The organism is Pseudomonas sp. yb_5 (assembly GCF_043103865.1).
Taxonomy (GTDB): Bacteria; Pseudomonadota; Gammaproteobacteria; order Pseudomonadales; family Pseudomonadaceae; genus Aquipseudomonas; species Aquipseudomonas putida_Y.
This window is the reverse complement of sequence record NZ_JBICKE010000080.1, coordinates 1-25,582: the sequence shown is the minus strand read 5'-3', so window position 1 is coordinate 25,582 and position 25,582 is coordinate 1. Positions and strand designations below refer to the sequence as shown.

The window sequence follows — 25,582 nt, the reverse complement described above, 5'->3', positions numbered from 1 at the left end:
CGGCCCTTTGCCGTCGTTTCGTCGACGCGTTTGCCCAACAGGGCCGCCGTTTCCGTGGAAGAACCTATGAAAAGCGCAGAAATCCGTGAAGCCTTCCTTCGCTTCTTCGAAGAGCAGGGACATACCCGAGTCGCCTCCAGTTCGCTGATCCCGAACAACGACCCGACCCTGCTGTTCACCAACGCAGGCATGAACCAGTTCAAGGACTGCTTCCTCGGTGCGGAGAAGCGCGCCTACACGCGTGCTGTCAGCAGCCAGAAGTGCGTGCGTGCCGGTGGCAAGCACAACGACCTGGAAAACGTCGGTTACACCGCGCGTCACCACACCTTCTTCGAAATGCTGGGTAACTTCAGCTTCGGCGACTATTTCAAGCGCGACGCCATTACCTTCGCCTGGACCTTCCTGACCTCTGAGCAGTGGCTGAACCTGCCCAAAGAAAAGCTCTGGGTCACCGTCTACGCCACCGACGACGAAGCCTACGACATCTGGACCAAGGAAGTCGGCGTGCCGGCCGAGCGCATGGTGCGCATCGGCGATAACAAGGGCGCCCCGTACGCCTCCGACAACTTCTGGACCATGGGCGATACCGGCCCGTGCGGCCCGTGCACCGAGATTTTCTACGATCACGGCGCGGATATCTGGGGCGGCCCACCCGGTTCGCCAGAAGAAGACGGTGACCGCTACATCGAGATCTGGAACAACGTCTTCATGCAGTTCAACCGCACCGCCGACGGCGTATTGCACCCGCTGCCAGCGCCGTCGGTGGACACCGGCATGGGCCTGGAGCGCATCAGCGCCGTGCTGCAGCACGTGCATTCGAACTACGAGATCGACCTGTTCCAGAACCTGCTGGCTGCCGCAGCCAAGGCCATCGGTTGCAGCAATGACGGCCAGGCCTCGCTGAAAGTGGTCGCAGACCACATCCGTTCGTGCGGTTTCCTGATTGCGGATGGCGTGCTGCCGTCCAACGAAGGCCGTGGCTACGTGCTGCGCCGCATCATCCGCCGCGCTTGCCGTCACGGCAACAAGCTGGGCGCCAAGGGCAGCTTCTTCTACCAGATCGTTGCCGCACTGGCCGCTGAAATGGGCGAAGCCTTCCCAGAGCTGAAGAGCCAGCAAGCGCACATCGAGCGGGTGCTCAAGGCCGAAGAAGAGCAGTTCGCCAAAACCCTGGAGCAGGGCCTGCGCATCCTCGAGCAGGACCTGGCCCAGCTGAAAGGCGACGTGGTACCGGGCGACGTGGTGTTCAAGCTGTACGACACCTATGGCTTCCCGATGGACCTGACTGCCGACATCGCGCGTGAGCGTGAGCTGACTATCGACGAAGCCGGCTTCGAGCGTGAAATGGACGCCCAGCGTGAGCGTGCCCGTTCCGCCAGCGCCTTCGGCATGGATTACAACAGCCTTGTGAAGGTCGACAGCGCCACCGAGTTCCTCGGCTACGATGCCACTGAAGGCCAGGGCAAGATCATCGCCTTGTACAAGGACGGCCAGTCCGTCGACCAACTGGGTGAAGGCGAGCAGGGCGTGGTCGTGCTCGACCGCACACCGTTCTACGCCGAATCCGGCGGCCAGATTGGCGACACCGGCTTCCTGCAGGCTGGCGCTGCACGCTTTGACGTGCGCGACACTACCAAGACCGGCGGTGCCTTCCTGCACCACGGCGTGGTTGCCAGCGGCGCGCTGGTGATCGGTTCGCCAGTCGAGGCCAAGGTCGATGCAGAGGTGCAACACGCTACCTCGTTGAACCACTCCGCCACTCACCTGCTGCACGAAGCGCTGCGCCAGGTGCTGGGCGAGCATGTACAGCAGAAGGGCTCGCTGGTCGACAGCCAGCGCCTGCGTTTCGACTTCAGTCACTTCGAGGCGGTGAAGCCAGAGCAGATCAAGGCGCTGGAAGACATCGTCAACCGCGAAGTGCGCAAGAACACTGCCGTTGAAACCGAACTGACCGACATCGAAACTGCCAAGGCCAAAGGTGCAATGGCGCTGTTCGGCGAGAAATATGGCGACACCGTGCGTGTGCTGAGCATGGGCGGCGATTTTTCGGTGGAATTGTGCGGCGGTATCCACGCCAAGCGCACCGGTGACATCAGCCTGTTCAAGATCATCAGCGAAAGCGGCGTGGCCTCTGGCGTGCGCCGTATCGAAGCCGTAACCGGTGCCGCTGCGCTGGCTTACCTGAACGCTGCCGAAGAGCAGGTCAAGGAAGCCGCACAACTGGTGAAAGGTAACCGCGACAACCTGATCGACAAGCTGTCGGCTGTGCTTGAGCGCAACCGCCAGCTGGAGAAGCAGCTGGAACAGCTGCAGGCCAAGGCCGCCAGCGCCGCCGGGGACGATCTCTCCAACGCGGCTGTTGAGGTCAAGGGTGCCAAGGTCCTCGCCGCCCGCCTGGATGGGCAGGATGGCAAGGCCCTTCTGGCCCTGGTCGATCAGCTGAAGAACAAGCTCGGCCACGCAGTGATCCTGCTGGGCAGTGAGCATGAGGGCAAGGTTGTGCTGGTGGCCGGCGTGACCAAGGACCTCTCCAGCCAACTCAAGGCTGGCGATCTGATGAAACAAGCCGCTGCGGCGGTGGGTGGCAAGGGCGGTGGCCGTCCGGACATGGCCCAAGGTGGTGGCGTCGACGTCGCTGCCCTGGACCAGGCCCTGGCGCTGGCCGTGCCATTCGCAGAGCAGGGACTTTGAGATGAAGGGGTGGATGGTCTAGTGGCCACACAGGCCAATCCCGTCCACCCCTTCATGTTGGATTGTTTTTTGGGGCCCTGTATGGGCTGAGGCACCATTGAAATGGCGTTGATCGTACAGAAATTTGGCGGCACCTCTGTCGGTTCCATCGAGCGGATCGAGCAGGTAGCCGAAAAGGTCAAGAAGCACCGTGAAGCGGGCGACGACCTGGTGGTTGTGCTGTCGGCCATGAGCGGTGAAACCAATCGTCTGATCGACCTGGCCAAGCAGATTACCGATCAGCCGGTTCCTCGTGAACTGGACGTGATCGTGTCGACCGGTGAGCAGGTCACCATTGCCTTGCTGACCATGGCCTTGATCAAGCGTGGTGTGCCAGCGGTGTCCTACACCGGCAACCAGGTGCGTATTCTCACCGACAGCTCGCACAACAAGGCGCGCATTCTGCAAATCGACGACCAGAAGATTCGTGCCGACCTCAAGGAAGGTCGCGTGGTCGTGGTTGCAGGCTTCCAGGGCGTCGACGAGCACGGCAGCATCACTACCCTGGGTCGTGGTGGCTCTGATACCACCGGCGTGGCCCTGGCGGCGGCGCTGAAGGCTGATGAGTGCCAGATCTACACTGATGTCGATGGCGTCTATACCACCGACCCGCGCGTCGTGCCACAGGCTCGTCGCCTGGAGAAGATCACCTTCGAAGAGATGCTGGAAATGGCCAGCCTCGGTTCCAAGGTGCTGCAGATCCGCTCGGTGGAGTTCGCCGGCAAGTACAACGTTCCGCTGCGCGTGCTGCACAGCTTCAAGGAGGGTCCGGGTACCCTCATTACCATTGATGAAGAGGAATCCATGGAACAGCCGATCATTTCCGGTATCGCCTTCAACCGTGATGAAGCGAAGCTGACCATTCGCGGCGTGCCGGATACCCCGGGCGTGGCCTTCAAGATCCTCGGCCCGATCAGCGCTTCGAACATCGAGGTCGACATGATCGTGCAGAACGTTGCTCACGATAACACCACCGACTTCACCTTCACCGTGCACCGCAACGAGTACGAGAAGGCCCAGAGCGTGCTGGAAAACACTGCGCGCGAGATCGGTGCCCGTGAAGTGATCGGCGACACCAAGATCGCCAAGGTCTCGATCGTTGGCGTTGGCATGCGTTCGCACGCCGGTGTTGCCAGCCGCATGTTCGAAGCCCTGGCCAAGGAGAGCATCAACATCCAGATGATCTCCACTTCCGAGATCAAGGTTTCGGTGGTGCTCGAAGAGAAGTACCTGGAGCTGGCCGTACGCGCGCTGCATACCGCGTTCGAGCTGGATGCTCCTGCCCGACAGGGCGAGTAAGGCGCTGCCTGGAAGGGCGCGGCTTGCCGCGCCCTTCGCGTTTCTGCTCGCCACGCAGGCCCTGTCCTGCCCTGTGCGGTGAGTAACCGGGGCCATGGTCGTCGTCCGCGACCTGGCCCGATATCCAAGACTGTTACCCCTGAATGTTTTGCGTAAGGAGAAAGCTATGTTGATTCTGACTCGTCGGTGCGCCGAGAGCCTGATCATTGGAGACGGCGAGATCACCGTGACGGTGCTTGGCGTCAAAGGCAACCAGGTGCGTATTGGCGTGAGCGCCCCGAAAGAAGTGGCAGTTCACCGCGAGGAAATCTACCTGCGGATCAAGAAGGAGAAGGATGAAGAGCCAAGCCTTTAATTTTTTTGAAGTTTTTTTCAAAAAAAGGGTTGCAAAGGTGAAAGAGGTTCTTTAATATTCGCCTCGTGTTGCGGTGAGGTGGCCGAGTGGCCGAAGGCGCTCCCCTGCTAAGGGAGTATACCTCATAAGGGTATCGGGGGTTCGAATCCCCCCTTCACCGCCATTATTCGCTTAGGGCGCTGTAAACGGTAAGAACGCTAAGTAGTTGATTTTAAACGAAAAAGTTCTTGCAAAAATGTTTCAGCGACCTATAATGCGCGGCAAGACACGGACTCATAGCTCAGCTGGATAGAGTACTCGGCTACGAACCGAGCGGTCGGAGGTTCGAATCCTCCTGAGTCCGCCACTTTTGAAGTGGCTTTGCTTAGAAGCTGCTTCAAACAACCAGTGGTAATCTGGTCTAAAAATACCAATGCGGACTCATAGCTCAGCTGGATAGAGTACTCGGCTACGAACCGAGCGGTCGCAGGTTCGAATCCTGCTGAGTCCGCCACTTTTTGAAGTGGTTATGCTTGCAAAGCTACTTCAGTCAACCAGTGGTAACCTGGTCTAAAACTACCACCACGGACTCATAGCTCAGCTGGATAGAGTACTCGGCTACGAACCGAGCGGTCGGAGGTTCGAATCCTCCTGAGTCCGCCACACCCCCTCAAAAAGCCCGCTCAATAGAGCGGGCTTTTTGTTTGTGCGCCAATGAATTCTTGATCATGTCGATCTACGCTCTTCTGTAATGATTGCGGTGTAGTTTGGAGCCGCTGCGCGGCCTCAAAAATCGAATGTGCTTTCCCATCCATAACAACCGTCGCACTGATAGCTTCGAGCGTTGTCCCAGCTTTATCACGCAAACGATTGTTCTGGCCAAAAATTTAAGCGATCTGACAGCTTTAGCAGTGTATGATTGCGCCCGTCAGCCCCGCCGGGGCTTGTGGAAAACCACCATGGACTTACCCAGTAGTTACTCGCTAACAAGATTCATACAGAAAGATCTGACCGATTGATTCCCTCGGCGTGCTCCGCTGCTGGGAGTGGAGTTCGCCTATGACCGAAGTAGAAGTTAAAAAAGCGCAAGAAAGCCTGCAGGATCGCCTGGCCCAGGTGGTCGAACTGCTGCAGCGCCAGCGCATGGTCGAAGACCTGACCCATCGCCAGGAAGGCGCGCACAACGACCTGGTGGAAAACCTGGTCCACCGCCAGAACCTCGTCGAGCTGCAGCGCAAGCTCGATGACCTGCACCCCGCCGACATCGCCTACATCCTCGAAGCCTTGCCCCTGGAAGATCGCCTGACGGTCTGGCAGCTGGTGCGCTCGGAGCGCGATGGCGACATCCTGCTGGAAGTTTCCGATTCGGTTCGCCAATCGCTGATCGCCGACATGGACGATCACGAGCTGCTGGCTGCCGCCAAGGAGATGGACGCCGACGAGCTGGCCGACCTCGCCCCAGAGCTGCCGCGTGACGTTGTTCATGAGCTGATGGAAACGCTCGATGCCCAGCAACGCGAACGGGTACGTTCGGCGCTGAGCTACGACGAGGAGCAGGTCGGTGCGTTGATGGACTTCGAGATGGTCACCATCCGCGAAGACGTCAGCCTGGAAGTGGTTCTGCGCTACCTGCGCCGCCTGAAAGAACTGCCCAACCACACCGACAAATTGTTCGTGGTCGATTACGACGGCATCCTCAAAGGGGTATTGCCGATCAAGCGCCTGCTGGTCAACGACCCGGAAAAGAAGGTGGCGGAGGTCATGGCGACCGACCCTGTCTCCTTCCAGCCCGAGGAAGATGCCTACGATGCAGCGCAGGCTTTCGAGCGTTATGACCTGGTATCCGCCCCGGTGGTGGACAAGAGCGAACGCCTGATCGGCCGTCTGACCATCGACGAAATGGTCGACCTGATCCGTGAGGAGAGCGAGAGCGAAGTCCTCAACATGGCGGGTCTGCGTGAAGAGGAGGATATTTTCGCCTCGGTCTGGCGTTCGTTACGCAACCGTTGGGCGTGGCTGGCCATCAACCTGATTACCGCCTTTGTTGCTTCGCGAGTGATCGGGTTGTTCGAAGGCTCGATTGAAAAGCTGGTGGCGTTGGCTGCGTTGATGCCGATCGTGGCGGGTATTGGTGGCAACTCTGGTAACCAGACTATCACCATGATCGTCCGCGCCATGGCCCTGGACCAAGTGTCGCCAGGCAATACCAGTCGCTTGATGCGCAAGGAGTTGGCGGTGTCGCTGATCAACGGCCTGGTTTGGGGTGGAGTGATCGGTGCGGTGGCTTTCTGGCTGTATGGCAGTTGGTCGCTGGGGGTGGTGATGACCGCAGCGATGACCTTGAACCTGTTACTGGCGGCGCTGATGGGCGTGCTGATCCCGATGACATTGGCCCGTTTGGGGCGAGACCCTGCGATGGGGGCGAGCGTGATGATCACTGCTGTGACCGACAGCGGTGGTTTCTTCATCTTCCTTGGGCTGGCCACGGTGTTCCTGTTGTAAGCCGATCCTCCCTGTGGGAACAATCCCGCAGGGACATGTGTTTGCTGCCAGTCAGTCGCCCACAAAAAAGCCAGCTTACGCTGGCTTTTTTGTGTTTGGTGCAGGCCTCAGGAGGCGTCTGCGGCCATTTCCACATCGTGAGCGATGAGGGCGACCAGAGCGTTCTGCTGGCGGTGGGACAGTTGGCGGAAACGCTGCAGCAACTCGCGCTCATGCAGGGACAGTTCGGGGCTGTCCAGGCGCATGCTCAGCTCGTCACCCAGCGCACCTTCCTGGATAAGGCTCTGTTCCAGGCGTGCGATAATCTCGGAGTTCATGCTGCGGTGGTGGTTGCGCGCTACCTCGGCAATGCGCTCACGCATTCCGTCTGGCAGGCGGACGACGAACTTGTCAGCGGTGCGGCTCGAATAAATAGCCTGTTTCATTGGGCGCATATAAATTGACCGGAGTTTAGTTCAGGGGAAGCGGTTCTCAAATTGGCCGCACGGGATGGAAGTACGACCGTGGCGACGACAAAATGTTCAACCGCCAGTGAAAAATGGATGCTCATCTTGCCTCAAGGTCGCCGTTTGCTTGGCGTCAATTATGTGACAAATAGTGAGCCGGATAAAGGCTTTATGCCAGTACCAATTATCAGAAATGAGCACTGGTTTGAAAAGTTTCACATGCTCTGGCTAGCCTGGCCGTCAGTCTTTTGCCGTCAACAATTGGTAAAACGCAGAAAAATGCCCGGAAAAACCCTAGAATGCGCCGGTTCCCTCCATAGAGCATAGTGGCTATGCAACATGACGCAAGCGACCGCCGATCAGGGAAAGGCCGGTTGATATTTCTGGTTGGGCCGTCGGGTTCCGGGAAAGATTCCCTGATCGACGCTTTGCGTGAGCAACTGGCCGTCTCGGGGGTAGAAATTGCCCGCCGGGTCATCACCCGTTCGGCCGAAGCCAAAGGCGAAGCCGCCCAAGGGGTCACGCCCGAGCAGTTTGATACCCTGCGTGCGCAAGGTGCTTTTGCCATGCACTGGCGGGCCAATGGCCTGGACTATGGCATACCCCGGCAGGTGGATCAGTGGTTGGCGGCGGGAAGGGCGGTGCTGGTGAATGGCTCACGGGCTTATCTGGCAGAGGCCCGTGAGCGCTATCCGGACTTGTTGGTCGTGTTGGTCCAGGTCAAGCCTGAGGTGCTGCGCCAGCGCTTGCTGGCCCGGGGCCGTGAAACCACAGAAGAAGTAGAGCAGCGCCTGGCGCGCAGCGCACGCTTGCAGGCTGCAGCCGACCCGTCGGTACATGTGCTGGATAATTCTTCCACACTGGAGGCGGCGGTCGCTGCATTCCTTTCGCTGCTGCGCAATCAGGGCGTGCTACCGCGAGGATAGCAGCCGCAGAAAAGGATTACGCGAAAAAGCCCAGTTCAGGCATGACAAACGCCAGCATGCTGGTTAACATGCTGGCCATCCCGCTGTGCAGCGCTCGCTGCCGGTCGTAGCGTCTCAGTAGCTCAATTGGATAGAGCATCCCCCTCCTAAGGGGAAGGTTGCAGGTTCAATTCCTGCCTGGGACGCCATTCTCGTCATTCCCATCATTGTCTCCGTCGCCTTTGTTGCCGCCGTGCTGCTGTTGACAGCACCTGCGCTCGGCCAGCGCTGTCATGCATCACGTCCGTGGGCTAACGCCGCGCTTGATGCCAGCCGCTGGCGCATCAGGAAGTACCCCGCCACCACCAGCAGTACCGTCAGCACCGTGAACCAGAACTGGAAACGCGATGCTGGGTCGAACGCCTGGGTGCCGATGACTGCCAGCAAGGCGAACAGCGCAATGATATTGGTGTAGGGGAACAGCCAGGCACGGAAGGCGTTTGGGGCGACCGCTTCGTGGCGGGTTTTCCTGCGCATGGCCACGTGAGCGATGATGATGAAGATCCATACGACCATGACCAGGCTGCCGGTACTCTTGGCCAAGGTCATGAAAAGGTCGCCGCCACTGACAAAGTGCACGGTCAGGATCATCGTGCAGATCGACAGGCTCAGCAGCAGTGCATTGATCGGTACGCCCTTGGCACTGGTGCGCGAGAAGAGTTTGGGCGCGTGACCGCGCTGGCTCAGCGAGAACAGCATGCGCGAGTTGGAGAACATGAACGAGTTCATGACCGACATGAACGAGACGAACAGCACCAGTTTCATGGCCACTGCAGCACCACCGAACCCGGCCAGGCTGAACAGCGAAACATAGGGCGAGGCCAGGTTGGCCTTGTCGGTCCAGGGCAGGCAAAGGATCAGGATCGACACGGAACCCACATAGAACAGCATCACACGCAGGATCACGCTCTTGATTGCGCGGATCACGTTCTGTCGGGGGTTCTCTGATTCACCCGCGGCCACAGCGGCAATTTCGCTGCCGCCCAGTGAGAAGATCACCACGATAACGCCGGCCATCACCGGTGACAGGCCGTTGGGCATGAAACCGTCATGGGCGGTGAGGTTGACCAGGCCGGGGGCGGGAATCTCACTGTGCAGGCCGAGCAGGATCGTGACGCCCAGCAGCATGAAGATGAGGATGGTGGCGACCTTCATCGCGGCCAGCCAGTACTCTACTTCGGCAAACGAGCGTACCGAGTAGGCGTTGCTGGCCATGAGTGTCACCAGCATCAGGAAGGCGCCTGCCCAGATCGGCAGCCAGGGCAGGAAGTCATGCAGGATGGCACCCAGCAGTACCGCTTCCAGGGTGATGGTCATCATCGACTTGAACCAGTACAGCCAGCCGACCGCAAACCCTGCCCAGTCGCCGAGGTAGGTGTTGGCGTAGGTCGAGAACGACCCTGCATCCGGGTTGCGGCAGGCCATTTCGCCCAGCATGAACATGACCAGGGTGACCACCAGGCCACCAATGAAATACGACAGTATGGCCGCGGGCCCTGCCGATGCGATCAGTGAGCCCGAGCCCATGAACAGGCCTGCACCGATCACCCCACCCAGCGCGATCATGGTGATATGCCGCTGCTTGAGGCTTTGCTTCAAACTGTTGGATTGCATTTCCTTGTCCTCTCTTATTTTTGGAGGGATCCGACATCGTCCCCCAACGCAGGCATCGTCATGCGCCTGCGTCCACGCGTGGCAAATAGCTACCAGCCTGCCACCCTGGACAATAAGGCCAAGGACCTCAAACGAATTCTCTGCACAACATCCTGCCGATTTTTCCTGAGGCCGGTGATGGCGCCGATAGCGGTGCAGTTGACGAAGCCATGCACCACCTGAATATCGACGCCACCTGACGCCTTCAAACCGGTCAGGTCGGGGAGCCTTGGACGAACCGCGGCGCTATACCAGTCGAGCGCTGCCACTCCCTCATGCCGGGCTTGCCGCTTGTTGCTCTTCATCCTGGCCGCCATCCACCTTGGCGACCTGCTCTTGCGCTTTCTCCTCCATCTTGCGCTCGATGTCTTCTTTCATGCGCTGGGCAATCAATTCGTCGACTTTTGCTTTCATTTCTGGCGGCAGGGCGTCGTACTCTTCTTCGGTCAGGCCTATTTCACGCAGCAGCTTTTCCTTGATCATCTCGCCAGGCGACTTGGACATGAAGTCATGAAATTCCTGCCGGGCAGTCTTGGGCGGCAGTGGTTCTCCGATGACCGGCTCGGTGGTCGCTGAACCCAGGTTTTGCAGCATCACCTTGAATTTGGCAAAGGCTTCTGCACGAGCATCCTCAGCGTTTTGCTGAGCGGTACTGCCTCCGTTCTGCTGTTGGCTTGCCGTGTTGGCGGTGGATATTGGCGTGCGGACAGGCGCAATCTGGGCCACTGCCTGCTCATCGCTGGCGTGCCGAGGCTGATGGAGCGTGGGCTGCCAGCTCACGCCGTTATGGGCGATTATCATGTTTCCTCCTTGGAAATCTCGTTGGCAGGTACCCAGCGCAAAAGCCATGCCAGCGCTGTGCCGGTCGAAATCAGGGCTTTTGCGCTATTTCCGTTACACGCGAGCGGGCATATGCTTGCCCGTGTCAGGCATGATCTTGCCGCCTGCGGCAATTACCACCACTGTCGGCAGCCCCTTGATCGGAGCGCAGTTGCTGGGCATCAGGGAGAGTGTCCATGAGTCAAGAAACCAGGCCGGTACCTGCCGGCTTCAGTGAACAGCAGTTGCACACCTTGTTCGATTTGATCAGCGATGGCATCTGGGACTGGAATGCCAATACCGGCTACGTTTATCGCAATCCGGGCTGGTACAGCATGCTGGGGTATGCCAGCCATTCCATGGCCAACTCGGTATTTACCTGGGAAAGCGTGATCCATCCTGAAGACTACCCACGGGTAATGGCGCATTTCGAGGCCTATATCAATCAGCGCAACGAGCGCTACCGCATTGAATACCGTTGCCGTTGTCAGGATGGCAGCTACATCTGGATCGAAGACAGCGGCTACATCATCGCGCATAACGAGGACGGTTCCGTGGCGCGCATGCTGGGTGCGCATCGCAATATCGACGCTGGCAAGCGCTTGGTGGCTCAACTGGAACAGAAGAACCAGTCGCTGGAGTTTCAGGTGGCCGAACGCACTCGCGAGTTGTCCTGGGTGAACCAGCAGTTGCAGCGGCAACTGGACGAAAACCGTGAACTGGCCGAACGCGATGCGTTGACCCGCGTCGCCAACCGTTACCGGCTGGAGAGCGCATTGCAGCTGGAGTGCCAGCGCGCCCAGCGCTTCCGCCAGCCGTTGTCGCTGATTGCCATGGACATGGATGATTTCAAACCGATCAATGACCGCTACGGTCACGCCCGTGGCGATGCGGCGCTGGTGCGGGTGGCCGAAAACCTGCGCACCTGCTTGCGCGAACTGGACCTGCTGGCGCGCTGGGGCGGCGACGAGTTCGTCATCGTGCTGCCGCAGACCGCGTTGGGGGAGGCGCTGGAGGTGGCAGCGCGCTTGCGCCAGGTGCTGGAGCAGGTGGAGCCGGTGGGTGATTGTCGGCTGACCATGAGCTATGGCGTGGTGCAATGGCTGGAAGGGGAGGATCAGCACGCGCTGCTGGCGCGTGCCGACAAGGCGCTATACAGGGCCAAGGGGGCAGGCAAGAACGCAATTGCCGAGTAGCGCGCCCCTCGGAGAGGGCGCTGTTTTCTGGAACGTTACATGGCCTGAATGAAAAAAGACCCGCAGCGCCTCTCGGCGCAGCGGGCCAAATCGGCCTCGGCCGCTTCAGTGTCAGATATGCAAGGCGTGGCCCAAGGCGCGCAGCGCGGCTTCCTGTACCGCTTCACCCAACGTGGGGTGGGCATGAATGGTGCCGGCCACATCTTCCAGGCGCGCGCCCATCTCCAGCGATTGGGCAAACGCTGTGGACAGTTCGGAAACCGCCACGCCAACCGCCTGCCAGCCCAGGATCAAGTGGTTGTCACGCCGCGCCACCACCCGCACAAAACCGCTTTTCGATTCGAGACTCATGGCCCTGCCGTTGGCGGCAAACGGGAATTGCGCGACGATGCAGTCCAGGCCCTGCTGGCTGGCTTGTTCCGGGGTCTTGCCGACCACCACCACTTCCGGGTCGGTGAAGCACACGGCGGCAATCGCAGTCGGCTCGAAGCGGCGTGCCTTGCCGGCGATGATCTCGGCGACCATTTCGCCCTGGGCCATGGCCCGATGCGCCAGCATCGGTTCGCCAGCCACGTCGCCAATGGCCCAGACGTTGCGCATGCTGGTTTGGCAGTGCTGGTCGATGGCAATGGCGGCGCCGTTCATCTTCAGGTCCAGGCATTCCAGATTGAAGCCTTGGGTGCGTGGCCGGCGGCCCACGGCCACCAGTACCTGGTCGGCCTCCAGGCGCAGTTGCCCGCCCTTGCCGTCGCTGGCCAGCAGGCAGCCATTTTCGTAGCCCTCGACGCTGTGGCCCAGGTGCAGAGCTATGCCCAGTTTTTTCAGCGACTCGGCCACCGGGGCGGTCAATTCGCTGTCGTAGGTCGGCAGGATGCGCTCACGCGCTTCCACCACACTCACCTGTGCACCCAGCTTGCGATAGGCAATGCCCAGCTCCAGGCCGATATAGCCACCGCCGACCACCACCAGGTGTTGCGGCAGTGCTTTCGGTGCCAGGGCCTCGGTCGAGGAAATCACCGGGCCACCCAGCGGCAGCATCGGCAGTTCGACACTGCTGGAGCCGGTGGCCAGCAACAGGTGCTCACACTGGATGCGCTGGCCATCGACCTCGACCTGCTTGCCGTCGAGCACCTTGGCCCAGCCATGTACTACCTTGACCCCGTGCTTTTTCAGTAAGGCGGCAACACCAGTGGTCAGGCGGTCGACGATACCGTCCTTCCAGGCCACGCTTTGGCCGATGTCCAGGCGCGGCGAGGCTACGCTGATGCCCAGCTCGGACGCCCCGGCAAAGCGCGAAGTCTGGTGGAACTGCTCGGCCACATGGATCAGGGCCTTGGACGGAATGCAGCCGATGTTCAGGCAGGTGCCGCCCAGTGCCTGGCCTTCGACCAGTACGGTAGGAATGCCCAGTTGCCCGGCGCGGATGGCAGCCACATAACCGCCAGGGCCGCCGCCGATGATCAGCAGGGTCGTTTGGATAGTCTGGTGCATGCTCACTCCACGAACAGGCAGGCGGGCTGTTCGAGCAGGCCGCGTACGGCCTGGATGAACAGTGCGGCGTCCATGCCATCGACCACGCGGTGGTCGAACGAACTGGACAGGTTCATCATCTTGCGCACGACGATCTGGCCGTCGATCACCACTGGCCGTTCGACCATGCGGTTGACCCCGACGATTGCCACTTCCGGGGTGTTGACCACCGGCGTGCTGACAATGCCGCCCAAGGCGCCAAGGCTGGTCAGGGTGATGGTCGAGCCGGACAGCTCCTCGCGACTGGCCTTGTTGTTACGTGCGGCGTTGGCCAGGCGTGAAATCTCGCCGGCATTGGCCCACAGGCTGCCCGCTTCGGCGTGGCGCAGTACGGGTACCATCAGGCCATTGTCACCTTGGGTGGCAATGCCCACGTGCACCGCGCCATGGCGGGTGATGATCTGCGCTTCGTCGTCGTAGGTCGCGTTGATCTGCGGGAAGTCACGCAGCGCCACGACCAGAGCGCGAACCAGGAACGGCAGCAAGGTCAACTTGCCACGGCTGTCGCCATGCTTGCTGTTGAGTTGCTGGCGCAGGGCTTCCAGGGCGGTGACGTCGATTTCCTCGACATAACTGAAGTGTGCGACACGGCGTTTGGCGTCCTGCATGCGCTGGGCGATCTTGCGGCGCAGGCCGATCACTGGCACCTGCTCGCTGTTCGTGCGCTTGGCATAGCCATCAGGTGTTTGCCCGGCAGTGCTTTGCGGCTTGCTCATGAAGGCGTCGAGGTCTTCGTGCAGAATACGCCCGGCCGGGCCGCTGCCATGCACATAACGCAGTTCGATGCCGGCATCCAGGGCGCGTTTGCGCACGGCCGGCGAAGCCAGCGGCTTGTCGCCCGCCTGGCGCGGCACGACGGGCGCAGCTTCATGGTTGGCGGGCGCCTGGTACGCGGCGGGTTTTACATCGTTCTGCGGTTGCGGCTGTGCTGCAATCGGGGCAGCCGGGGCCTCTACCGGCTTTGGCTGAGGCACATCCACATGGTTGCCGCTGCCTTCCACTTCGATGCGGATCAGTTCGCTACCGACCGCCATCACTTCACCGGGCTGGCCACCGAGGGCCAGCACTGTGCCGCTGACCGGCGAAGGGATTTCCACGGTGGCCTTGTCGGTCATGACGTCGGCCACCACCTGATCCTCGGCGATGATGTCGCCGACCTTGACGAACCATTCCACCAACTCGACCTGCGCGATGCCTTCGCCAATGTCCGGCATCTTGATGACGTGCGTGCCCATTCAGACCTCCATGACCTTTTTCAGTGCCGCACCTACCCGCGAAGGGCCGGGGAAGTAAGCCCATTCCTGTGCGTGAGGGTAGGGGGTGTCCCAGCCGGTGACGCGCTCGATCGGCGCCTCCAGATGGTGGAAGCAGTGCTCCTGCACCAGCGACACCAGTTCGGCACCGAAGCCGCAGGTACGGGTGGCCTCGTGCACCACCACGCAACGGCCGGTCTTCTTCACCGACTCGACGATGGTGTCCAGGTCCAGCGGCCATAGGCTGCGCAGGTCGATCACTTCGGCGTCGACGCCGCTTTCTTCGGCGGCCACCTGGGCCACGTACACCGTGGTGCCGTAGGTCAGCACGGTCACGTCATTGCCAGGGCGGGTAATGGCGGCCTTGTCCAGCGGTACGGTGTAATAGCCGTCGGGCACGGCGCTGTGCGGGTGCTTGGACCACGGCGTTACTGGGCGGTCGTGGTGACCATCGAACGGGCCGTTGTACAGGCGTTTGGGCTCCAGGAAGATTACCGGGTCGTCGCATTCGATCGAGGCAATCAACAGGCCTTTGGCGTCATAAGGGTTGGACGGCATGACGGTGCGCAGGCCGCACACCTGGGTGAACATCGCTTCCGGGCTCTGGCTGTGAGTCTGGCCGCCATAGATGCCGCCGCCGCAAGGCATGCGCAGGGTCAGCGGGGCGATGAATTCGCCGGCCGAACGGTAACGCAGGCGGGCCAGCTCGGAGACGATCTGGTCGGAGGCCGGGTAGAAATAGTCGGCGAACTGGATTTCCACCACCGGGCGCAGGCCATAGGCGCCCATGCCCACGGCGGTACCGACAATGCCGCTCTCGGAGATGGGCGCATCGAACACGCGCGATTTGCCGTACTTGTTCTGCAGGCCTTCGGTGCAGCGGAACACGCCGCCGAAGTAGCCGACGTCCTGGCCGTACACCACCACATTGTCGTCGCGCTCAAGCATGACATCCATGGCCGAGCGCAGGGCCTGGATCATGGTCATGGTAGTGGTGGCCATGGCGGTTTCCGGGTTTATGCTGTTGTTGTGGTCGTTCATCTCAAACCCCCAGTTCCTGGCGTTGACGGCGCAGGTGTTCGGGCATCTCCTTGTACACATCCTCGAACATCGAGGCGGCGCTCGGGATATGCCCGTTGGCCAGGGTGCCGTACTGCTCGGCTTCTTTCTGCGCGGCAATCACGGCAGCTTCGAGTTCGGCCGTGGTGGCCTGGTGTTCTTCCTCGGACCAGTGGCCGATCTTGATCAGGTGCTGCTTCAGGCGGGCGATCGGGTCACCCAGCGGGAAGTGGCTCCAGTCATCGGCAGGGCGGTACTTGGAGGGGTCGTCCGACGTCGAGTGCGGGCCGGCACGGTAGGTGACCCACTCGATCAGGCTTGGGCCCAGGCCACGGCGGGCGCGTTCGGCAGCCCAGCGCGAGGCGGCGTAAACGGCGACGAAGTCGTTGCCGTCAACTCGCAGCGAAGCAATACCGCAACCCACGCCACGGCCGGCAAAGGTGGTCGACTCGCCACCGGCGATGGCCTGGAAGGTGGAAATGGCCCACTGGTTGTTGACCACGTTGAGGATGACCGGGGCACGGTACACGTGGGCAAAGGTGAGGGCGGTGTGGAAGTCCGACTCGGCAGTAGCGCCGTCACCGATCCACGCCGAGGCGATCTTGGTATCGCCCTTGATCGCCGAGGCCATGGCCCAGCCGACCGCCTGCACGAACTGGGTCGCCAGGTTGCCGCTGATGGTGAAGAAGCCGGCTTCGCGCACCGAGTACATGATCGGCAACTGGCGGCCTTTGAGGGGGTCGCGCTCGTTGGACAGCAGTTGGCAGATCATCTCGACCAGCGACACGTCGCGGGCCATCAGGATGCTTTGCTGGCGGTAGGTCGGGAAGCACATGTCGGTGCGGTTCAGGGCCAGCGCCTGGCCGCTGCCGATGGCTTCTTCGCCCAGGCTTTGCATGTAGAAGGACATCTTCTTCTGGCGCTGGGCAACCACCATGCGGCTGTCGAAGATCCGCGTCTTGAGCATGGCGCGCATGCCTTGACGAAGGATCTGCGGGTCGATGTCCTCGGCCCACGGGCCTTGCGCGTCGCCTTGCTCGTCGAGCACGCGGACCAGGCTGCAGGACAGGTCGGCAGTGTCGGCAGCATCGACATCGATAGCGGGTTTACGGGCCTGACCTGCATCGTTGAGGCGCAGGTAGGAAAAATCGGTCTGGCAGCCTGGCCGGCCGGTGGGCTCGGGCACATGCAAACGCAGGGGGGCGTACTCGTTCATGCTTTTTACGCTCGCTCGGGTATTTGTTTTTGTGAGCTCTGAAGCGGCCGCCGCTGAGTACCGGCTTGTGACTGGTAAGTCAGCGTCACTTACATCTTAGTGGCCCGGCAGGAGAATTTTTCTCTCAAGTTGATTGCCTTTACCGAGCGGGGCAGATAAACATTCCGCATAAACACAAAAAACCGGTGATTTTGTCTCATGCGCAAACTCGATCGTACCGATATCGGCATTCTCAACAGCCTGCAGGAGAACGCCCGCATCACCAATGCCGAGCTGGCACGCTCGGTGAACCTGTCGCCCACACCTTGTTTCAACCGGGTGCGGGCCATGGAAGAGCTGGGGGTGATCCGCCAGCAGGTGACCTTGCTGTCGCCGGAGGTGCTGGGGCTGGATGTGAACGTGTTCATCCATGTCAGCCTGGAAAAACAGGTGGAGCAGTCGTTGCATCGCTTCGAGGAAGAAATTGCCGAAAGGCCCGAGGTGATGGAGTGTTACCTGATGACGGGTGACCCGGATTACCTGTTGCGGGTGCTATTGCCCAGCATCCAGGCGCTGGAGCGGTTTCTCGATTACCTGACGCGCTTGCCAGGGGTAGCCAATATTCGTTCGAGCTTTGCCCTGAAGCAGGTGCGCTACAAGACGGCGTTGCCGTTGCCGGCCAATGGCATGACCTTGCGGGAGTAGGGGGGCGGCGCCGGCACAAGGATTGCATCCACCTGTAGGAGCGGGTTCACCCGCGAAGAGGCCGGCACAGCCACCCAATGGGCTGCTTGATATTTTAAACACCCGCAGCCTATGTTGTTGTCAGCCTACAACAACAAGGACAAGCGTCATGAGCACCGCTCAGCTCCAGGGCATCGATGAAATCGAATGCGTCACCCCCGACCTCAACGGCGTCCCGCGCGGCAAGGTGATGACCGCCGAAGGCTTCCTCGAAGGCCGTCGTCTGCAGATGGCCCGGGGCGTGCTGCTGCAATGCATCATGGGCGGTTATCCACCAGCGAAATTCTACGGCAGTGACGACGGTGACCTGGCACTGGTGGCCGAACCCGGGCAGGTCCACCGCCTGCCCTGGAGCGATGACGGCCGCGCCTTGGCCATCTGCGATGCCAACGAGCTGGATGGCCGGCCCTCGGCACTGTCCACCCGGGGCCAGCTGAAGGCCGTGATAGCCCGCTATGCGGCACTGGGCCTGGCGCCGGTAGTGGCAACCGAGCTGGAGTTCTTCGTCTTTGCCCCCAACACCGACCCGCAGCAACCGTTCCTGCCGCCTGTAGGCAGCGATGGCCGCCGCGAGCTGGGCCATTCGGCGTTCAGTGTCAGTTCCAACAACGGCCTGCGCCCGTTCTTCAAGGAGGTGTATCACTGCATGGCCGCGCTCGGCCTGCCACGTGACACCTTCATGCATGAAATGGGTGTCAGCCAGTTCGAGATCAACCTGCTGCATGGCGACCCGCTGCTGCTGGCCGACCAGACCTTCCTGTTCAAGCACCTGCTCAAGGAAGTGGCGCTCAAGCACGGGCTGACGGTGGTCTGCATGGCCAAGCCGCTGGCGCGTACGCCCGGCAGCTCCATGCATATTCACCAGAGCCTGGTCGAGGCCAGCAGCGGGCGTAACGTGTTCAGTGACAAACAAGGCCTGCCGACAGACACCTTCCACCATTTCATCGGCGGGTTGCAGGCGTGCATGGCCGACTTCACCGCCCTGTTCGCGCCCAACGTCAATTCCTACCAGCGTCTGTGCCACCCCTATGCCTCGCCGAACAATGCATGCTGGTCCGAGGACAATCGTGCTGCTGGATTGCGCATACCGGCCAGTGCGCCGGTCGCGCGACGGGTGGAAAACCGCCTGCCTGGCGCCGATGCCAACCCGTACCTGGCCATTGCTGCCAGCCTGGCTGCCGGGCTGCATGGCATCGAGCAGCGCTTGCAGCCATCGCCGGCCATCCAGGGCGAATTCGAGGTGCCCGAGCACCTGAGCCTGCCGTGCACGCTGCACGCGGCCCTTGAAAGGCTCGAGCGCAGCACGCAGGCGCGGGAACTGTTCGGCAGCGAGTTCATCGAAGGCTACATCGCCAGCAAGACCCTTGAGCTGAGCGATTTCTTCGACGAGATCACGCCGTGGGAGCGCCGGGTGCTGGCGGCACAGGCCTGAGCGCGACACAACCTGCACCGGGCACGCCCCCGCACAGCCAAATAGCTGTCGGGGGGCCTGCGCCAGGCGGTTTTTGCATTTATGCTGCTAGCACCCAAAACTGCCACCTGACCAGGGAGCTCCACGGGACGTATGCGAAATGTATGGAAGCCGTTTCAGTCGTTGTATTTCGCCGCGCTGATGATGTTGATCGGCTCAGGCCTGCTCAGCACCTACCTGGCCCTGCGCCTGGCTGCCGACCATGTCGACAGCCTGTGGGTGGGTGCTTTGATGGCGGCCAACTACTTTGGCCTGGCGGTTGGCGGCAAGGTTGGCCACCGGCTGATCGGGCGGGTAGGGCACATACGCGCCTATGCCACCTGTGCCGGTATCGTCGGCGCTGCGGTGCTCGGTCATGGCCTGACCAGCTGGCTGCCGGCCTGGGTCGGGCTGCGCATGATCGTCGGCCTGGGGATGATGTGCCAATACATGGTCATCGAGAGCTGGCTCAATGAGCAGGCCGATGTGAAACACCGGGGCGCGGTGTTCAGCGGTTACATGATTGCCTCGTACCTGGGGCTGGTGCTTGGCCAGTTGATCCTGGTGGTGCACCCGCAGCTCGGCCCTGAGTTGCTGATGCTGGTGGCGATGTGCTTTGCCCTGTGCCTGGTGCCCGTGGCGATGACCCGGCGTATTCACCCGGCGCCCTTGCGCCCGGCACCGATGGAGCCGAAGTTCTTCATCAAGCGTGTGCCGCAGTCGCTCAGTACGGTGTTGGGCTCGGGCCTGATTGTCGGCTCGTTCTACGGTCTGGCGCCTTTATATGCGTCAAGCCAGGGCATGAGTACCGAACAGATCGGTCTGTTCATGGGTAGCTGCATTTTTGCCGGCCTGCTGGTGCAGTGGCCGCTGGGCTGGTTGTCTGACCGTTATGACCGGGCCGTGCTGATTCGTAGCGTGGCGGTGGGGCTGGCACTGGCTGCTGCGCCATTGGCAATACTGCCCAGTGTGCCGCTGGAATTGCTGTTTGGTATCGGCTTCCTGATCTCGTTGCTGCAGTTCTGCCTGTACCCGCTGGCGGTTGCCTTCTCCAATGACCACGTTGAAAGCGAGCGCCGGGTATCGCTGACGGCGATGCTGTTGGTGACCTACGGTGTGGGTGCATGTGTCGGCCCGCTGGCGGCAGGGGTTCTGATGAAGGTATTGGGTGCGCAGATGCTGTATGCCTTCTTCGTATTCTTTGCCCTGGTGCTGGTCTGGCGCATTCGGCCGAAAGCGGTTACCGGCCTGCATCAGGTACAGGATGCACCGCTGGGCCACGTGGCGATGCCGGCGGCCGGTTCGCCGTTGTCGGCGGCGCTGGACCCGCGGGTGGATGAGCAGACCGTGCAGGACGTGATGCAGGCGCCGGTGGCGGCTGAAGACACCGAGGATGAAGAGAAGGGCGCGCAGCAACAGGCGCCTGAACCTGAAGAGGTCAGCAAGTCAGTGTAGGAGCGGGTTTACCCGCGAAGAGGCCAGCCCAGCAGAAACACAAATGAAAACGCCACCTCAGCAGGTGGCGTTTTCTGTTTTACCGACCGACGATCAATAATCGTCCTTGTCGAACCGCCGCGCCTCACGCTGCAGCTGGTACACAAAACTCTCGATCTTGCGTTGAGCCTGCCCGCTCAGGTTGTGGAAGCGCACGCCGGCAAAGGTAGTGTTGATGCGCTCTTCATAGTGCAGATGACGCAGCTCGACCATGGTATCCACCAGGCCCAGCGGGTTGCCCGCCTTGAAACGCTCATACACCTGGCCCAGTTGCAAGCGGTCTTCGATATTGCCTTCGAAGCGCAGTTTGCAGCCGGTGGCCGAGATATCCAGCAGCTTGCCTCGCATGGCGCCGTTGCCCTTGAGGTGAGCCCCGTCGAGGATGATGTCGACCAGTTGCGATAGCTTCAGCGCGGCGCGGAAGGCGTTGCGGCGCTGGTGGTAGGTCATCTCTTGCGGCAGGGCGCCGCTGTAGCAGCGGTGGCCGTCGACTTCGCTGATTTTCAGCTCGTGATCGCATTCCCAGGCGATGCGTACACCATCGTGGAAGCCTTCGACGCGGAAGTGCTCGCCGTTCTCGATGAATTTCTCGCCGTCACGGGGGATCATCTCGTCCAGCGCCAGGGTGTTGCTTTCGCGGTCCACACGCACCACATAGCTCTGGAAGCGCTGGCTGCGGTCGTGGAAGGTGATGATCAGGGGGTCGTGGCTTTCCTGCAGCTGCCGCAAGTTGGCCGCAATCTCCAAGGGGGTGCTCAACACCTTGGGTGGCTGCGGGGCATCGGATTCATTGAACACAGCTTATCGTTCTCCAGGCAAAAGCGACACACGCAAGTAACGGCATTTTGCCACTATGTTCTGTGCCTTGATAGAAAAATCACACTTGGCTGAGCGCACGCGGCTTGGCCAGAGGCGAGGTGCTGCCACGGCTGTCGTAGAGTGAGGGCGAATCGCCGCCCTGAAGGATGCGGATCTGGTTGTTGGTGACCTGTTGCTGCACCTGGATGATCCGGCCATTGGTCTGGTTGACCTGCTGGCAGTCGTCCATCAGTTGCGACAGCATGTCGAGCCGCTGCAGCATCACATCACCATGGGGTGACTGCGCGGCTACAGCCTGCACACCGGTGCGGTCGGCACTCAGGCCCAGGCTGCCGAGCAATTGGCTGCGGCGCTGGCCGTGCTGCTCGAGCAAGATGATCAACGACTGCTTGCGCGCCAGGATTTGCTCCAGCAGCGGCATGTCGCGGCCATGCAGGGCGATTGCTTCCTTGTGCAGAAGGTCAAGCAGTTCCTGCATCGGGGCAATGTCATCTTCGATCAGTTGCAGCAAGGTGGTGTCGTGCATGGCTAACTCTTGGCTTTTCTAGCGTCCGTGAAGTCAGCGCGCCGTACGGTCAGCGCTGGGCTTCGAAATCAAGCAGTTTGCTGGCGACCCGGCCGGCATCGACCTGGTAGCTGCCGTCGGCGATCGCCTGTTTCAACTCGGCCACGCGGGCGCTGTTGACCACCGGCTCGTCGCGCAGCTTGTCGCTGATCTTCTGCAACTGCTGGGCCTCCTGGCTGAGGTGTACTGCTTCTCCGCTGGCATTGGTGGCGCTTGCCGCTTCCTGGCTGGCTGCCGGTTTTTCGGCGCTGCCGGACGCGGTGCTGCCGCGTACGCCGCCCGTGACGGACGGAGAGTTATTCAAACGACTGAAGTCGATGACCATGATCAGAAACCTCTGGGTATTTGGACGCTTGCCTTGTTTTCGGCCAACCCGATATAAACTTTAGGCACAAATGCACTGCCGCCTGTCGGCAAGCCCGCGAACCCGTGTTCTGACACAGTTTAGGAAAAGCGGTTCCTCACTGCCAGCGCAATCTGGTGGTTGGCCTACATACTGACCTCGACCTGGCCAGGCCCGGTAACCCTGGCCTTGACCACGCGTTTGGAGTTGAGGTTGCGTACCCGGATCTGCTCGCTCAGGCCGCCCTTGCTCAAGGCTTCGCCCGGCATGCGCACGCTCAGGCCACCACTGCGGGCAATGATCACCACATGGTCACCCTTGCGAACCACCTCGGCCTGTTCCAGGTGTTGCGGGGTGAGCACCTGGTCGATCACCGTGGGGCGCAGCATCTTCATGCCCACCGCCTGGTCCAGTTCGGTCAGAAAGCCCTGGCCCAGGGTGCCGACATCGCGCTCGCGCAGGGCCACGTCACCTTCGCCGACCGTGTTGTCGCGCTTGAGCGGGCGGGTTACCACTACCACGTCGCGGAAAAGTCGCACGGTGGCCGGTACAAATACCGTCCACGGTGCTGCGCCGTTGCAGCGTATCCTTACCGTCACCCGGCCCAGTGGCTTGGCCGGGCTTTCCAGCGAGGCGTCCAGCTGCTGGCTGCACAATGGCATGCGCAACCGTGGGTCCAGCGGGTTGACCTGGATTTCATAGCGGCCGGCCGTCTGGGTGGTGGACAGGTAATCTTCAACGGTGAATTCAAGAAACCCTTGGGTGACACCGATAAGCTGTTCAGGCAAGGTGAACGCGTCCGCTACCGTGCGAACGCCGGGCATCAGCAGGCACAGCGTGGCCAGCGGGCCAGTCAGCAGGCGTGTCAATCGTCGGGAAAATGTCGTTTTCGTGTGCATGACACTCAAAAAAGCAAAGCCCGTGCCGACTCGCTACCTGAGTTGCAACGAAAGGCTGAAACGTTAAGGAGTCTGGCATGGCGGGTGTTATGGATTCGGTCAACCAGCGCACGCAGCTGGTGGGGCAGAATCGCCTGGAATTGCTGCTGTTCCGCCTCAATGGCGAACAGCTTTACGGCATCAATGTGTTCAAGGTCAGGGAAGTACTGCAATGCCCTGCGCTGACCTTGCTGCCCAAGGCGCACCCTGTGGTGCGTGGCGTTGCCAATATTCGCGGGGCGACCATCCCGATCCTCGACTTGTCGATGGCCACCGGGTTGCGGCCGCTGCAGGAAGACACACGCAACAGCTTCGTGATCATCACCGAGTACAACACCAAGACCCAAGGCTTCCTGGTGCATTCGGTGGAGCGCATCGTTAACATGAACTGGGAAGAGATTCATCCGCCACCCAAGGGGACCGGCCGTGACCACTATCTGACTGCGGTCACCCGGGTGGACAGCCGCATGGTCGAGATCATCGATGTGGAGAAGGTGCTGGCCGAAGTGTCGCCGTCGTCCGAGTCGGTATCGGCCGGTGTGATCGATGCCGAGGTGCAGGACAAGGCGGTATTGATGCGGGTGCTGACCGTCGACGACTCGTCGGTGGCGCGCAAGCAGGTCAGCCGTTGCCTGCAGACCGTAGGGGTCGAGGTGGTGGCGCTCAATGATGGTCGTCAGGCGCTGAACTACCTGCGTCAGCTGGTGGATGAGGGCAAAAAGCCGGAAGAAGAGTTCCTGATGATGATCTCGGACATTGAAATGCCGGAAATGGACGGCTATACGCTAACGGCGGAGATTCGCAGCGATCCGCGCATGCAAAAGTTGCACATCTGCCTGCATACTTCGCTTTCCGGGGTGTTCAACCAGGCAATGGTCAAGAAGGTCGGCGCCGATGACTTCCTGGCCAAGTTCAAGCCGGACGACCTGGCCCAACGGGTGGTCGACCGGATCAAGGCAGCGCATTGAAGCAGCCGGGGGCATGCCCCTCGGCACCAGTGATTGAAAAGAGGCGGCAGTAGTGTCTACGGGTAATTTGGATTTCGAACAGTTCCGGGTCTTCCTGGAGAAAGCCTGTGGCATCCTGCTGGGCGAGAATAAGCAGTACCTGGTTTCCAGCCGTCTCAACAAGCTGATGGAACAACAGGGCATCAAGAGCCTGGGTGAGCTGGTGCAGCGCATTCAGGCCCAGCCGCGCGGCGGCTTGCGCGAGCAGGTGGTCGATGCCATGACCACCAACGAGACCCTGTGGTTTCGCGACACCTATCCGTTCGAAGTGCTGAAGAACAAGGTTATCCCCGAGTTCATTCGCAACAACCCCGGCCAGCGACTGCGCATGTGGTCGGCGGCCTGTTCGTCGGGGCAGGAGCCGTATTCCATCTCGATGGCGATCGATGAGTTCGAGCGCAGCAACCTCGGCCAGTTGAAGATGGGGGCGCAGATCGTCGCCACCGACCTCTCCGGCACCATGCTGACCAACTGCAAGACTGGCGAATACGACAGCCTGGCGATTGCCCGCGGCTTGTCCCAGGAACGCTTGCAGCGCTACTTCGACCCCAAGGGACCGGGGCGCTGGGCGGTCAAGCCAGCGATTCGCAGCCGTGTCGAGTTCCGCTCGTTCAACCTGCTCGACAGCTATGCCAGTCTGGGCAAGTTCGATATCGTGTTCTGCCGCAATGTGCTGATCTATTTCTCGGCGCAGGTGAAGAAGGACATCCTGCTGCGCATTCACAGTACCCTCAAGCCCGGTGGTTACCTGTTCCTCGGCGCCTCGGAAGCGCTGAACGGCTTGCCGGACCATTACCAGATGGTGCAGTGCAGCCCGGGGATCATCTACCAGGCCAAGTAAGCAAAAAGGCCGGTATCGAGAGATGCCGGCCTTTTTGTTTGCCGTGTCTTCGTAGGAGCGGGTTCACCCGCGAAAGGGCCGGGCCTGCTGGCCATTTACCACCCGCCGTTCACCGTTGCTGCCGCTACCGTATTCGCGGGTAAACCCGCTCCTACGCCGGATCGGTGGTGGACACACACCGGAGGTTGGGCACAGCCCGCCGTGTAGGAGCGGGTTCACCCGCGAAAGGGCCGGGCCTGCTAGCCATTTACCACCCGCCGTTCACCGTTGCGGCCGCTACCGTATTCGCGGGTAAACCCGCTCCTACACAGATTGGTGGTGGACACACACCGGAGGTTGGGCGCAGCCCGTCGTGTAGGAGCGGGTTCACCCGCGAAAGGGCCGGGCCTGCTGGCCAATC

General features: G+C 61.0%; 23 protein-coding genes and 5 tRNA genes. 17 read left to right on the top strand and 11 right to left on the bottom strand.

Annotated features, from left to right (window positions below; all coding sequences use genetic code 11):
- The first annotated feature begins 66 nt into the window (after nucleotides 1-66).
- From alaS to mgtE, 8 genes are all read left to right on the top strand, one after another.
- Nucleotides 67-2,691 carry an alanine--tRNA ligase gene (alaS, locus tag ACF8GF_RS12950; RefSeq protein WP_176685232.1) on the top strand — a complete coding sequence of 875 codons (2,625 nt, stop codon included), beginning with the start codon at nucleotides 67-69 and terminating at the stop codon, nucleotides 2,689-2,691.
- Nucleotides 2,692-2,793: 102 nt separating this feature from the next.
- The gene (locus ACF8GF_RS12945; RefSeq protein WP_176685233.1) at nucleotides 2,794-4,029 is read left to right on the top strand and encodes an aspartate kinase; all 1,236 of its coding nucleotides are present in this window, start codon (nucleotides 2,794-2,796) and stop codon (nucleotides 4,027-4,029) included.
- Between the two features lie 166 nt (nucleotides 4,030-4,195).
- A complete protein-coding gene (gene csrA / locus ACF8GF_RS12940; RefSeq protein WP_003254503.1) occupies nucleotides 4,196-4,384 on the top strand; it encodes a carbon storage regulator CsrA in 189 nt (62 codons plus the stop codon).
- A gap of 72 nt (nucleotides 4,385-4,456) precedes the next feature.
- A tRNA-Ser gene (locus ACF8GF_RS12935) sits at nucleotides 4,457-4,547 on the top strand.
- A gap of 106 nt (nucleotides 4,548-4,653) precedes the next feature.
- Nucleotides 4,654-4,730 (top strand) — tRNA-Arg (locus ACF8GF_RS12930).
- 70 nt (nucleotides 4,731-4,800) lie between these two features.
- A tRNA-Arg gene (locus tag ACF8GF_RS12925) sits at nucleotides 4,801-4,877 on the top strand.
- A gap of 72 nt (nucleotides 4,878-4,949) precedes the next feature.
- Nucleotides 4,950-5,026, top strand: a tRNA-Arg gene (locus ACF8GF_RS12920).
- A 396-nt stretch (nucleotides 5,027-5,422) separates the two neighbouring features.
- Nucleotides 5,423-6,865, top strand: coding sequence for a magnesium transporter (gene mgtE, locus ACF8GF_RS12915; RefSeq protein ID WP_176685234.1), 1,443 nt, complete (start codon nucleotides 5,423-5,425; stop codon nucleotides 6,863-6,865).
- A gap of 107 nt (nucleotides 6,866-6,972) precedes the next feature.
- Here mgtE and ACF8GF_RS12910 read toward each other — a convergent pair whose 3' ends face one another.
- Nucleotides 6,973-7,299 carry an Arc family DNA-binding protein gene (locus ACF8GF_RS12910; RefSeq protein ID WP_003254499.1) on the bottom strand — a complete coding sequence of 109 codons (327 nt, stop codon included), beginning with the start codon at nucleotides 7,297-7,299 and terminating at the stop codon, nucleotides 6,973-6,975.
- A gap of 69 nt (nucleotides 7,300-7,368) precedes the next feature.
- Here ACF8GF_RS12910 and ACF8GF_RS12905 point away from each other — a divergent pair, with 69 nt between their 5' ends.
- The 3 genes from ACF8GF_RS12905 (at nucleotide 7,369) to ACF8GF_RS12895 (ending at nucleotide 8,425) form a co-directional block, all read left to right on the top strand.
- Nucleotides 7,369-7,638, top strand: coding sequence for a hypothetical protein (locus tag ACF8GF_RS12905; RefSeq protein ID WP_176685190.1), 270 nt, complete (start codon nucleotides 7,369-7,371; stop codon nucleotides 7,636-7,638).
- Between the two features lie 5 nt (nucleotides 7,639-7,643).
- On the top strand, nucleotides 7,644-8,237 hold the full coding sequence (gene phnN, locus ACF8GF_RS12900) for a phosphonate metabolism protein/1,5-bisphosphokinase (PRPP-forming) PhnN (RefSeq protein ID WP_176685235.1): 594 nt from the start codon (nucleotides 7,644-7,646) through the stop codon (nucleotides 8,235-8,237).
- A 111-nt stretch (nucleotides 8,238-8,348) separates the two neighbouring features.
- Nucleotides 8,349-8,425, top strand: a tRNA-Arg gene (locus ACF8GF_RS12895).
- Nucleotides 8,426-8,507: 82 nt separating this feature from the next.
- Here ACF8GF_RS12895 and ACF8GF_RS12890 read toward each other — a convergent pair.
- A complete protein-coding gene (locus tag ACF8GF_RS12890; RefSeq protein ID WP_392488106.1) occupies nucleotides 8,508-9,890 on the bottom strand; it encodes an amino acid permease in 1,383 nt (460 codons plus the stop codon).
- A gap of 312 nt (nucleotides 9,891-10,202) precedes the next feature.
- Nucleotides 10,203-10,730: a hypothetical protein gene (locus ACF8GF_RS12885; RefSeq protein WP_392488113.1), complete on the bottom strand. Its 528-nt coding sequence runs from the start codon at nucleotides 10,728-10,730 to the stop codon at nucleotides 10,203-10,205.
- Between the two features lie 215 nt (nucleotides 10,731-10,945).
- On the opposite strand from ACF8GF_RS12885, the gene ACF8GF_RS12880 reads away from it, so the two are divergent.
- Complete coding sequence (locus ACF8GF_RS12880; RefSeq protein WP_176685237.1) at nucleotides 10,946-11,944, top strand: diguanylate cyclase; 999 nt, start codon at nucleotides 10,946-10,948, stop codon at nucleotides 11,942-11,944.
- 111 nt (nucleotides 11,945-12,055) lie between these two features.
- Here the strand turns inward: ACF8GF_RS12880 and lpdA are convergent, their stop codons facing one another.
- The 4 genes from lpdA to ACF8GF_RS12860 are packed head-to-tail and all read right to left on the bottom strand — an operon-like array spanning nucleotide 12,056 to nucleotide 17,002.
- Nucleotides 12,056-13,435: a dihydrolipoyl dehydrogenase gene (gene lpdA / locus ACF8GF_RS12875; RefSeq protein WP_209967385.1), complete on the bottom strand. Its 1,380-nt coding sequence runs from the start codon at nucleotides 13,433-13,435 to the stop codon at nucleotides 12,056-12,058.
- A gap of 2 nt (nucleotides 13,436-13,437) precedes the next feature.
- Nucleotides 13,438-14,709 (bottom strand): dihydrolipoamide acetyltransferase family protein, encoded by a 1,272-nt coding sequence (locus tag ACF8GF_RS12870; protein WP_176685239.1) that lies wholly within the window; start codon nucleotides 14,707-14,709, stop codon nucleotides 13,438-13,440.
- A complete protein-coding gene (locus ACF8GF_RS12865; RefSeq protein ID WP_012051588.1) occupies nucleotides 14,710-15,768 on the bottom strand; it encodes an alpha-ketoacid dehydrogenase subunit beta in 1,059 nt (352 codons plus the stop codon).
- 1 nt (nucleotide 15,769) lies between these two features.
- On the bottom strand, nucleotides 15,770-17,002 hold the full coding sequence (locus ACF8GF_RS12860; protein ID WP_176685240.1) for a 3-methyl-2-oxobutanoate dehydrogenase (2-methylpropanoyl-transferring) subunit alpha: 1,233 nt from the start codon (nucleotides 17,000-17,002) through the stop codon (nucleotides 15,770-15,772).
- 198 nt (nucleotides 17,003-17,200) lie between these two features.
- Between ACF8GF_RS12860 and bkdR the strand changes: the two genes are divergently transcribed.
- The 3 genes from bkdR to ACF8GF_RS12845 all read left to right on the top strand — a co-directional run bounded on the left by bkdR (nucleotide 17,201) and on the right by ACF8GF_RS12845 (nucleotide 20,630).
- On the top strand, nucleotides 17,201-17,686 hold the full coding sequence (gene bkdR / locus ACF8GF_RS12855; RefSeq protein ID WP_003254485.1) for a Bkd operon transcriptional regulator BkdR: 486 nt from the start codon (nucleotides 17,201-17,203) through the stop codon (nucleotides 17,684-17,686).
- Nucleotides 17,687-17,915: 229 nt separating this feature from the next.
- On the top strand, nucleotides 17,916-19,157 hold the full coding sequence (locus tag ACF8GF_RS12850; protein WP_392488112.1) for a glutamine synthetase family protein: 1,242 nt from the start codon (nucleotides 17,916-17,918) through the stop codon (nucleotides 19,155-19,157).
- 132 nt (nucleotides 19,158-19,289) lie between these two features.
- On the top strand, nucleotides 19,290-20,630 hold the full coding sequence (locus ACF8GF_RS12845; protein ID WP_064614948.1) for an MFS transporter: 1,341 nt from the start codon (nucleotides 19,290-19,292) through the stop codon (nucleotides 20,628-20,630).
- A gap of 93 nt (nucleotides 20,631-20,723) precedes the next feature.
- Here ACF8GF_RS12845 and ACF8GF_RS12840 read toward each other — a convergent pair whose 3' ends face one another.
- From ACF8GF_RS12840 to flgA, 4 genes are all read right to left on the bottom strand, one after another.
- Entirely contained in the window at nucleotides 20,724-21,467 is a 744-nt protein-coding gene (locus ACF8GF_RS12840) for a flagellar brake protein (RefSeq protein WP_209967383.1), read from the bottom strand.
- 79 nt (nucleotides 21,468-21,546) lie between these two features.
- Complete coding sequence (locus ACF8GF_RS12835; protein ID WP_176685242.1) at nucleotides 21,547-22,014, bottom strand: flagella synthesis protein FlgN; 468 nt, start codon at nucleotides 22,012-22,014, stop codon at nucleotides 21,547-21,549.
- 49 nt (nucleotides 22,015-22,063) lie between these two features.
- Entirely contained in the window at nucleotides 22,064-22,378 is a 315-nt protein-coding gene (gene flgM / locus ACF8GF_RS12830) for a flagellar biosynthesis anti-sigma factor FlgM (protein WP_392488105.1), read from the bottom strand.
- A 164-nt stretch (nucleotides 22,379-22,542) separates the two neighbouring features.
- Nucleotides 22,543-23,295 carry a flagellar basal body P-ring formation chaperone FlgA gene (gene flgA / locus ACF8GF_RS12825; protein WP_028696945.1) on the bottom strand — a complete coding sequence of 251 codons (753 nt, stop codon included), beginning with the start codon at nucleotides 23,293-23,295 and terminating at the stop codon, nucleotides 22,543-22,545.
- A 77-nt stretch (nucleotides 23,296-23,372) separates the two neighbouring features.
- Here flgA and ACF8GF_RS12820 point away from each other — a divergent pair, with 77 nt between their 5' ends.
- Together ACF8GF_RS12820 and cheR are read left to right on the top strand one after the other, a co-directional pair.
- Nucleotides 23,373-24,302 carry a chemotaxis protein CheV gene (locus tag ACF8GF_RS12820; protein WP_339535012.1) on the top strand — a complete coding sequence of 310 codons (930 nt, stop codon included), beginning with the start codon at nucleotides 23,373-23,375 and terminating at the stop codon, nucleotides 24,300-24,302.
- A 52-nt stretch (nucleotides 24,303-24,354) separates the two neighbouring features.
- Entirely contained in the window at nucleotides 24,355-25,182 is an 828-nt protein-coding gene (cheR, locus tag ACF8GF_RS12815) for a protein-glutamate O-methyltransferase CheR (protein ID WP_004575768.1), read from the top strand.
- Nucleotides 25,183-25,582 lie beyond the last annotated feature (400 nt).

Coding starts and splice junctions, on each gene's coding strand:
- alaS (WP_176685232.1), top strand. CDS start 67: ATGAAAAGCGCAGAAATCCGTGAAGCCTTCCTTCGCTTCTTCGAAGAG.
- ACF8GF_RS12945 (WP_176685233.1), top strand. CDS start 2,794: ATGGCGTTGATCGTACAGAAATTTGGCGGCACCTCTGTCGGTTCCATC.
- csrA (WP_003254503.1), top strand. CDS start 4,196: ATGTTGATTCTGACTCGTCGGTGCGCCGAGAGCCTGATCATTGGAGAC.
- mgtE (WP_176685234.1), top strand. CDS start 5,423: ATGACCGAAGTAGAAGTTAAAAAAGCGCAAGAAAGCCTGCAGGATCGC.
- ACF8GF_RS12910 (WP_003254499.1), bottom strand. CDS start 7,299: ATGCGCCCAATGAAACAGGCTATTTATTCGAGCCGCACCGCTGACAAG.
- phnN (WP_176685235.1), top strand. CDS start 7,644: ATGCAACATGACGCAAGCGACCGCCGATCAGGGAAAGGCCGGTTGATA.
- ACF8GF_RS12890 (WP_392488106.1), bottom strand. CDS start 9,890: ATGCAATCCAACAGTTTGAAGCAAAGCCTCAAGCAGCGGCATATCACC.
- ACF8GF_RS12885 (WP_392488113.1), bottom strand. CDS start 10,730: ATGATAATCGCCCATAACGGCGTGAGCTGGCAGCCCACGCTCCATCAG.
- ACF8GF_RS12880 (WP_176685237.1), top strand. CDS start 10,946: ATGAGTCAAGAAACCAGGCCGGTACCTGCCGGCTTCAGTGAACAGCAG.
- lpdA (WP_209967385.1), bottom strand. CDS start 13,435: ATGCACCAGACTATCCAAACGACCCTGCTGATCATCGGCGGCGGCCCT.
- ACF8GF_RS12870 (WP_176685239.1), bottom strand. CDS start 14,709: ATGGGCACGCACGTCATCAAGATGCCGGACATTGGCGAAGGCATCGCG.
- ACF8GF_RS12865 (WP_012051588.1), bottom strand. CDS start 15,768: ATGAACGACCACAACAACAGCATAAACCCGGAAACCGCCATGGCCACC.
- ACF8GF_RS12860 (WP_176685240.1), bottom strand. CDS start 17,002: ATGAACGAGTACGCCCCCCTGCGTTTGCATGTGCCCGAGCCCACCGGC.
- bkdR (WP_003254485.1), top strand. CDS start 17,201: ATGCGCAAACTCGATCGTACCGATATCGGCATTCTCAACAGCCTGCAG.
- ACF8GF_RS12850 (WP_392488112.1), top strand. CDS start 17,916: ATGACCGCCGAAGGCTTCCTCGAAGGCCGTCGTCTGCAGATGGCCCGG.
- ACF8GF_RS12845 (WP_064614948.1), top strand. CDS start 19,290: ATGCGAAATGTATGGAAGCCGTTTCAGTCGTTGTATTTCGCCGCGCTG.
- ACF8GF_RS12835 (WP_176685242.1), bottom strand. CDS start 22,014: ATGCACGACACCACCTTGCTGCAACTGATCGAAGATGACATTGCCCCG.
- flgM (WP_392488105.1), bottom strand. CDS start 22,378: ATGGTCATCGACTTCAGTCGTTTGAATAACTCTCCGTCCGTCACGGGC.
- flgA (WP_028696945.1), bottom strand. CDS start 23,295: ATGCACACGAAAACGACATTTTCCCGACGATTGACACGCCTGCTGACT.
- ACF8GF_RS12820 (WP_339535012.1), top strand. CDS start 23,373: ATGGCGGGTGTTATGGATTCGGTCAACCAGCGCACGCAGCTGGTGGGG.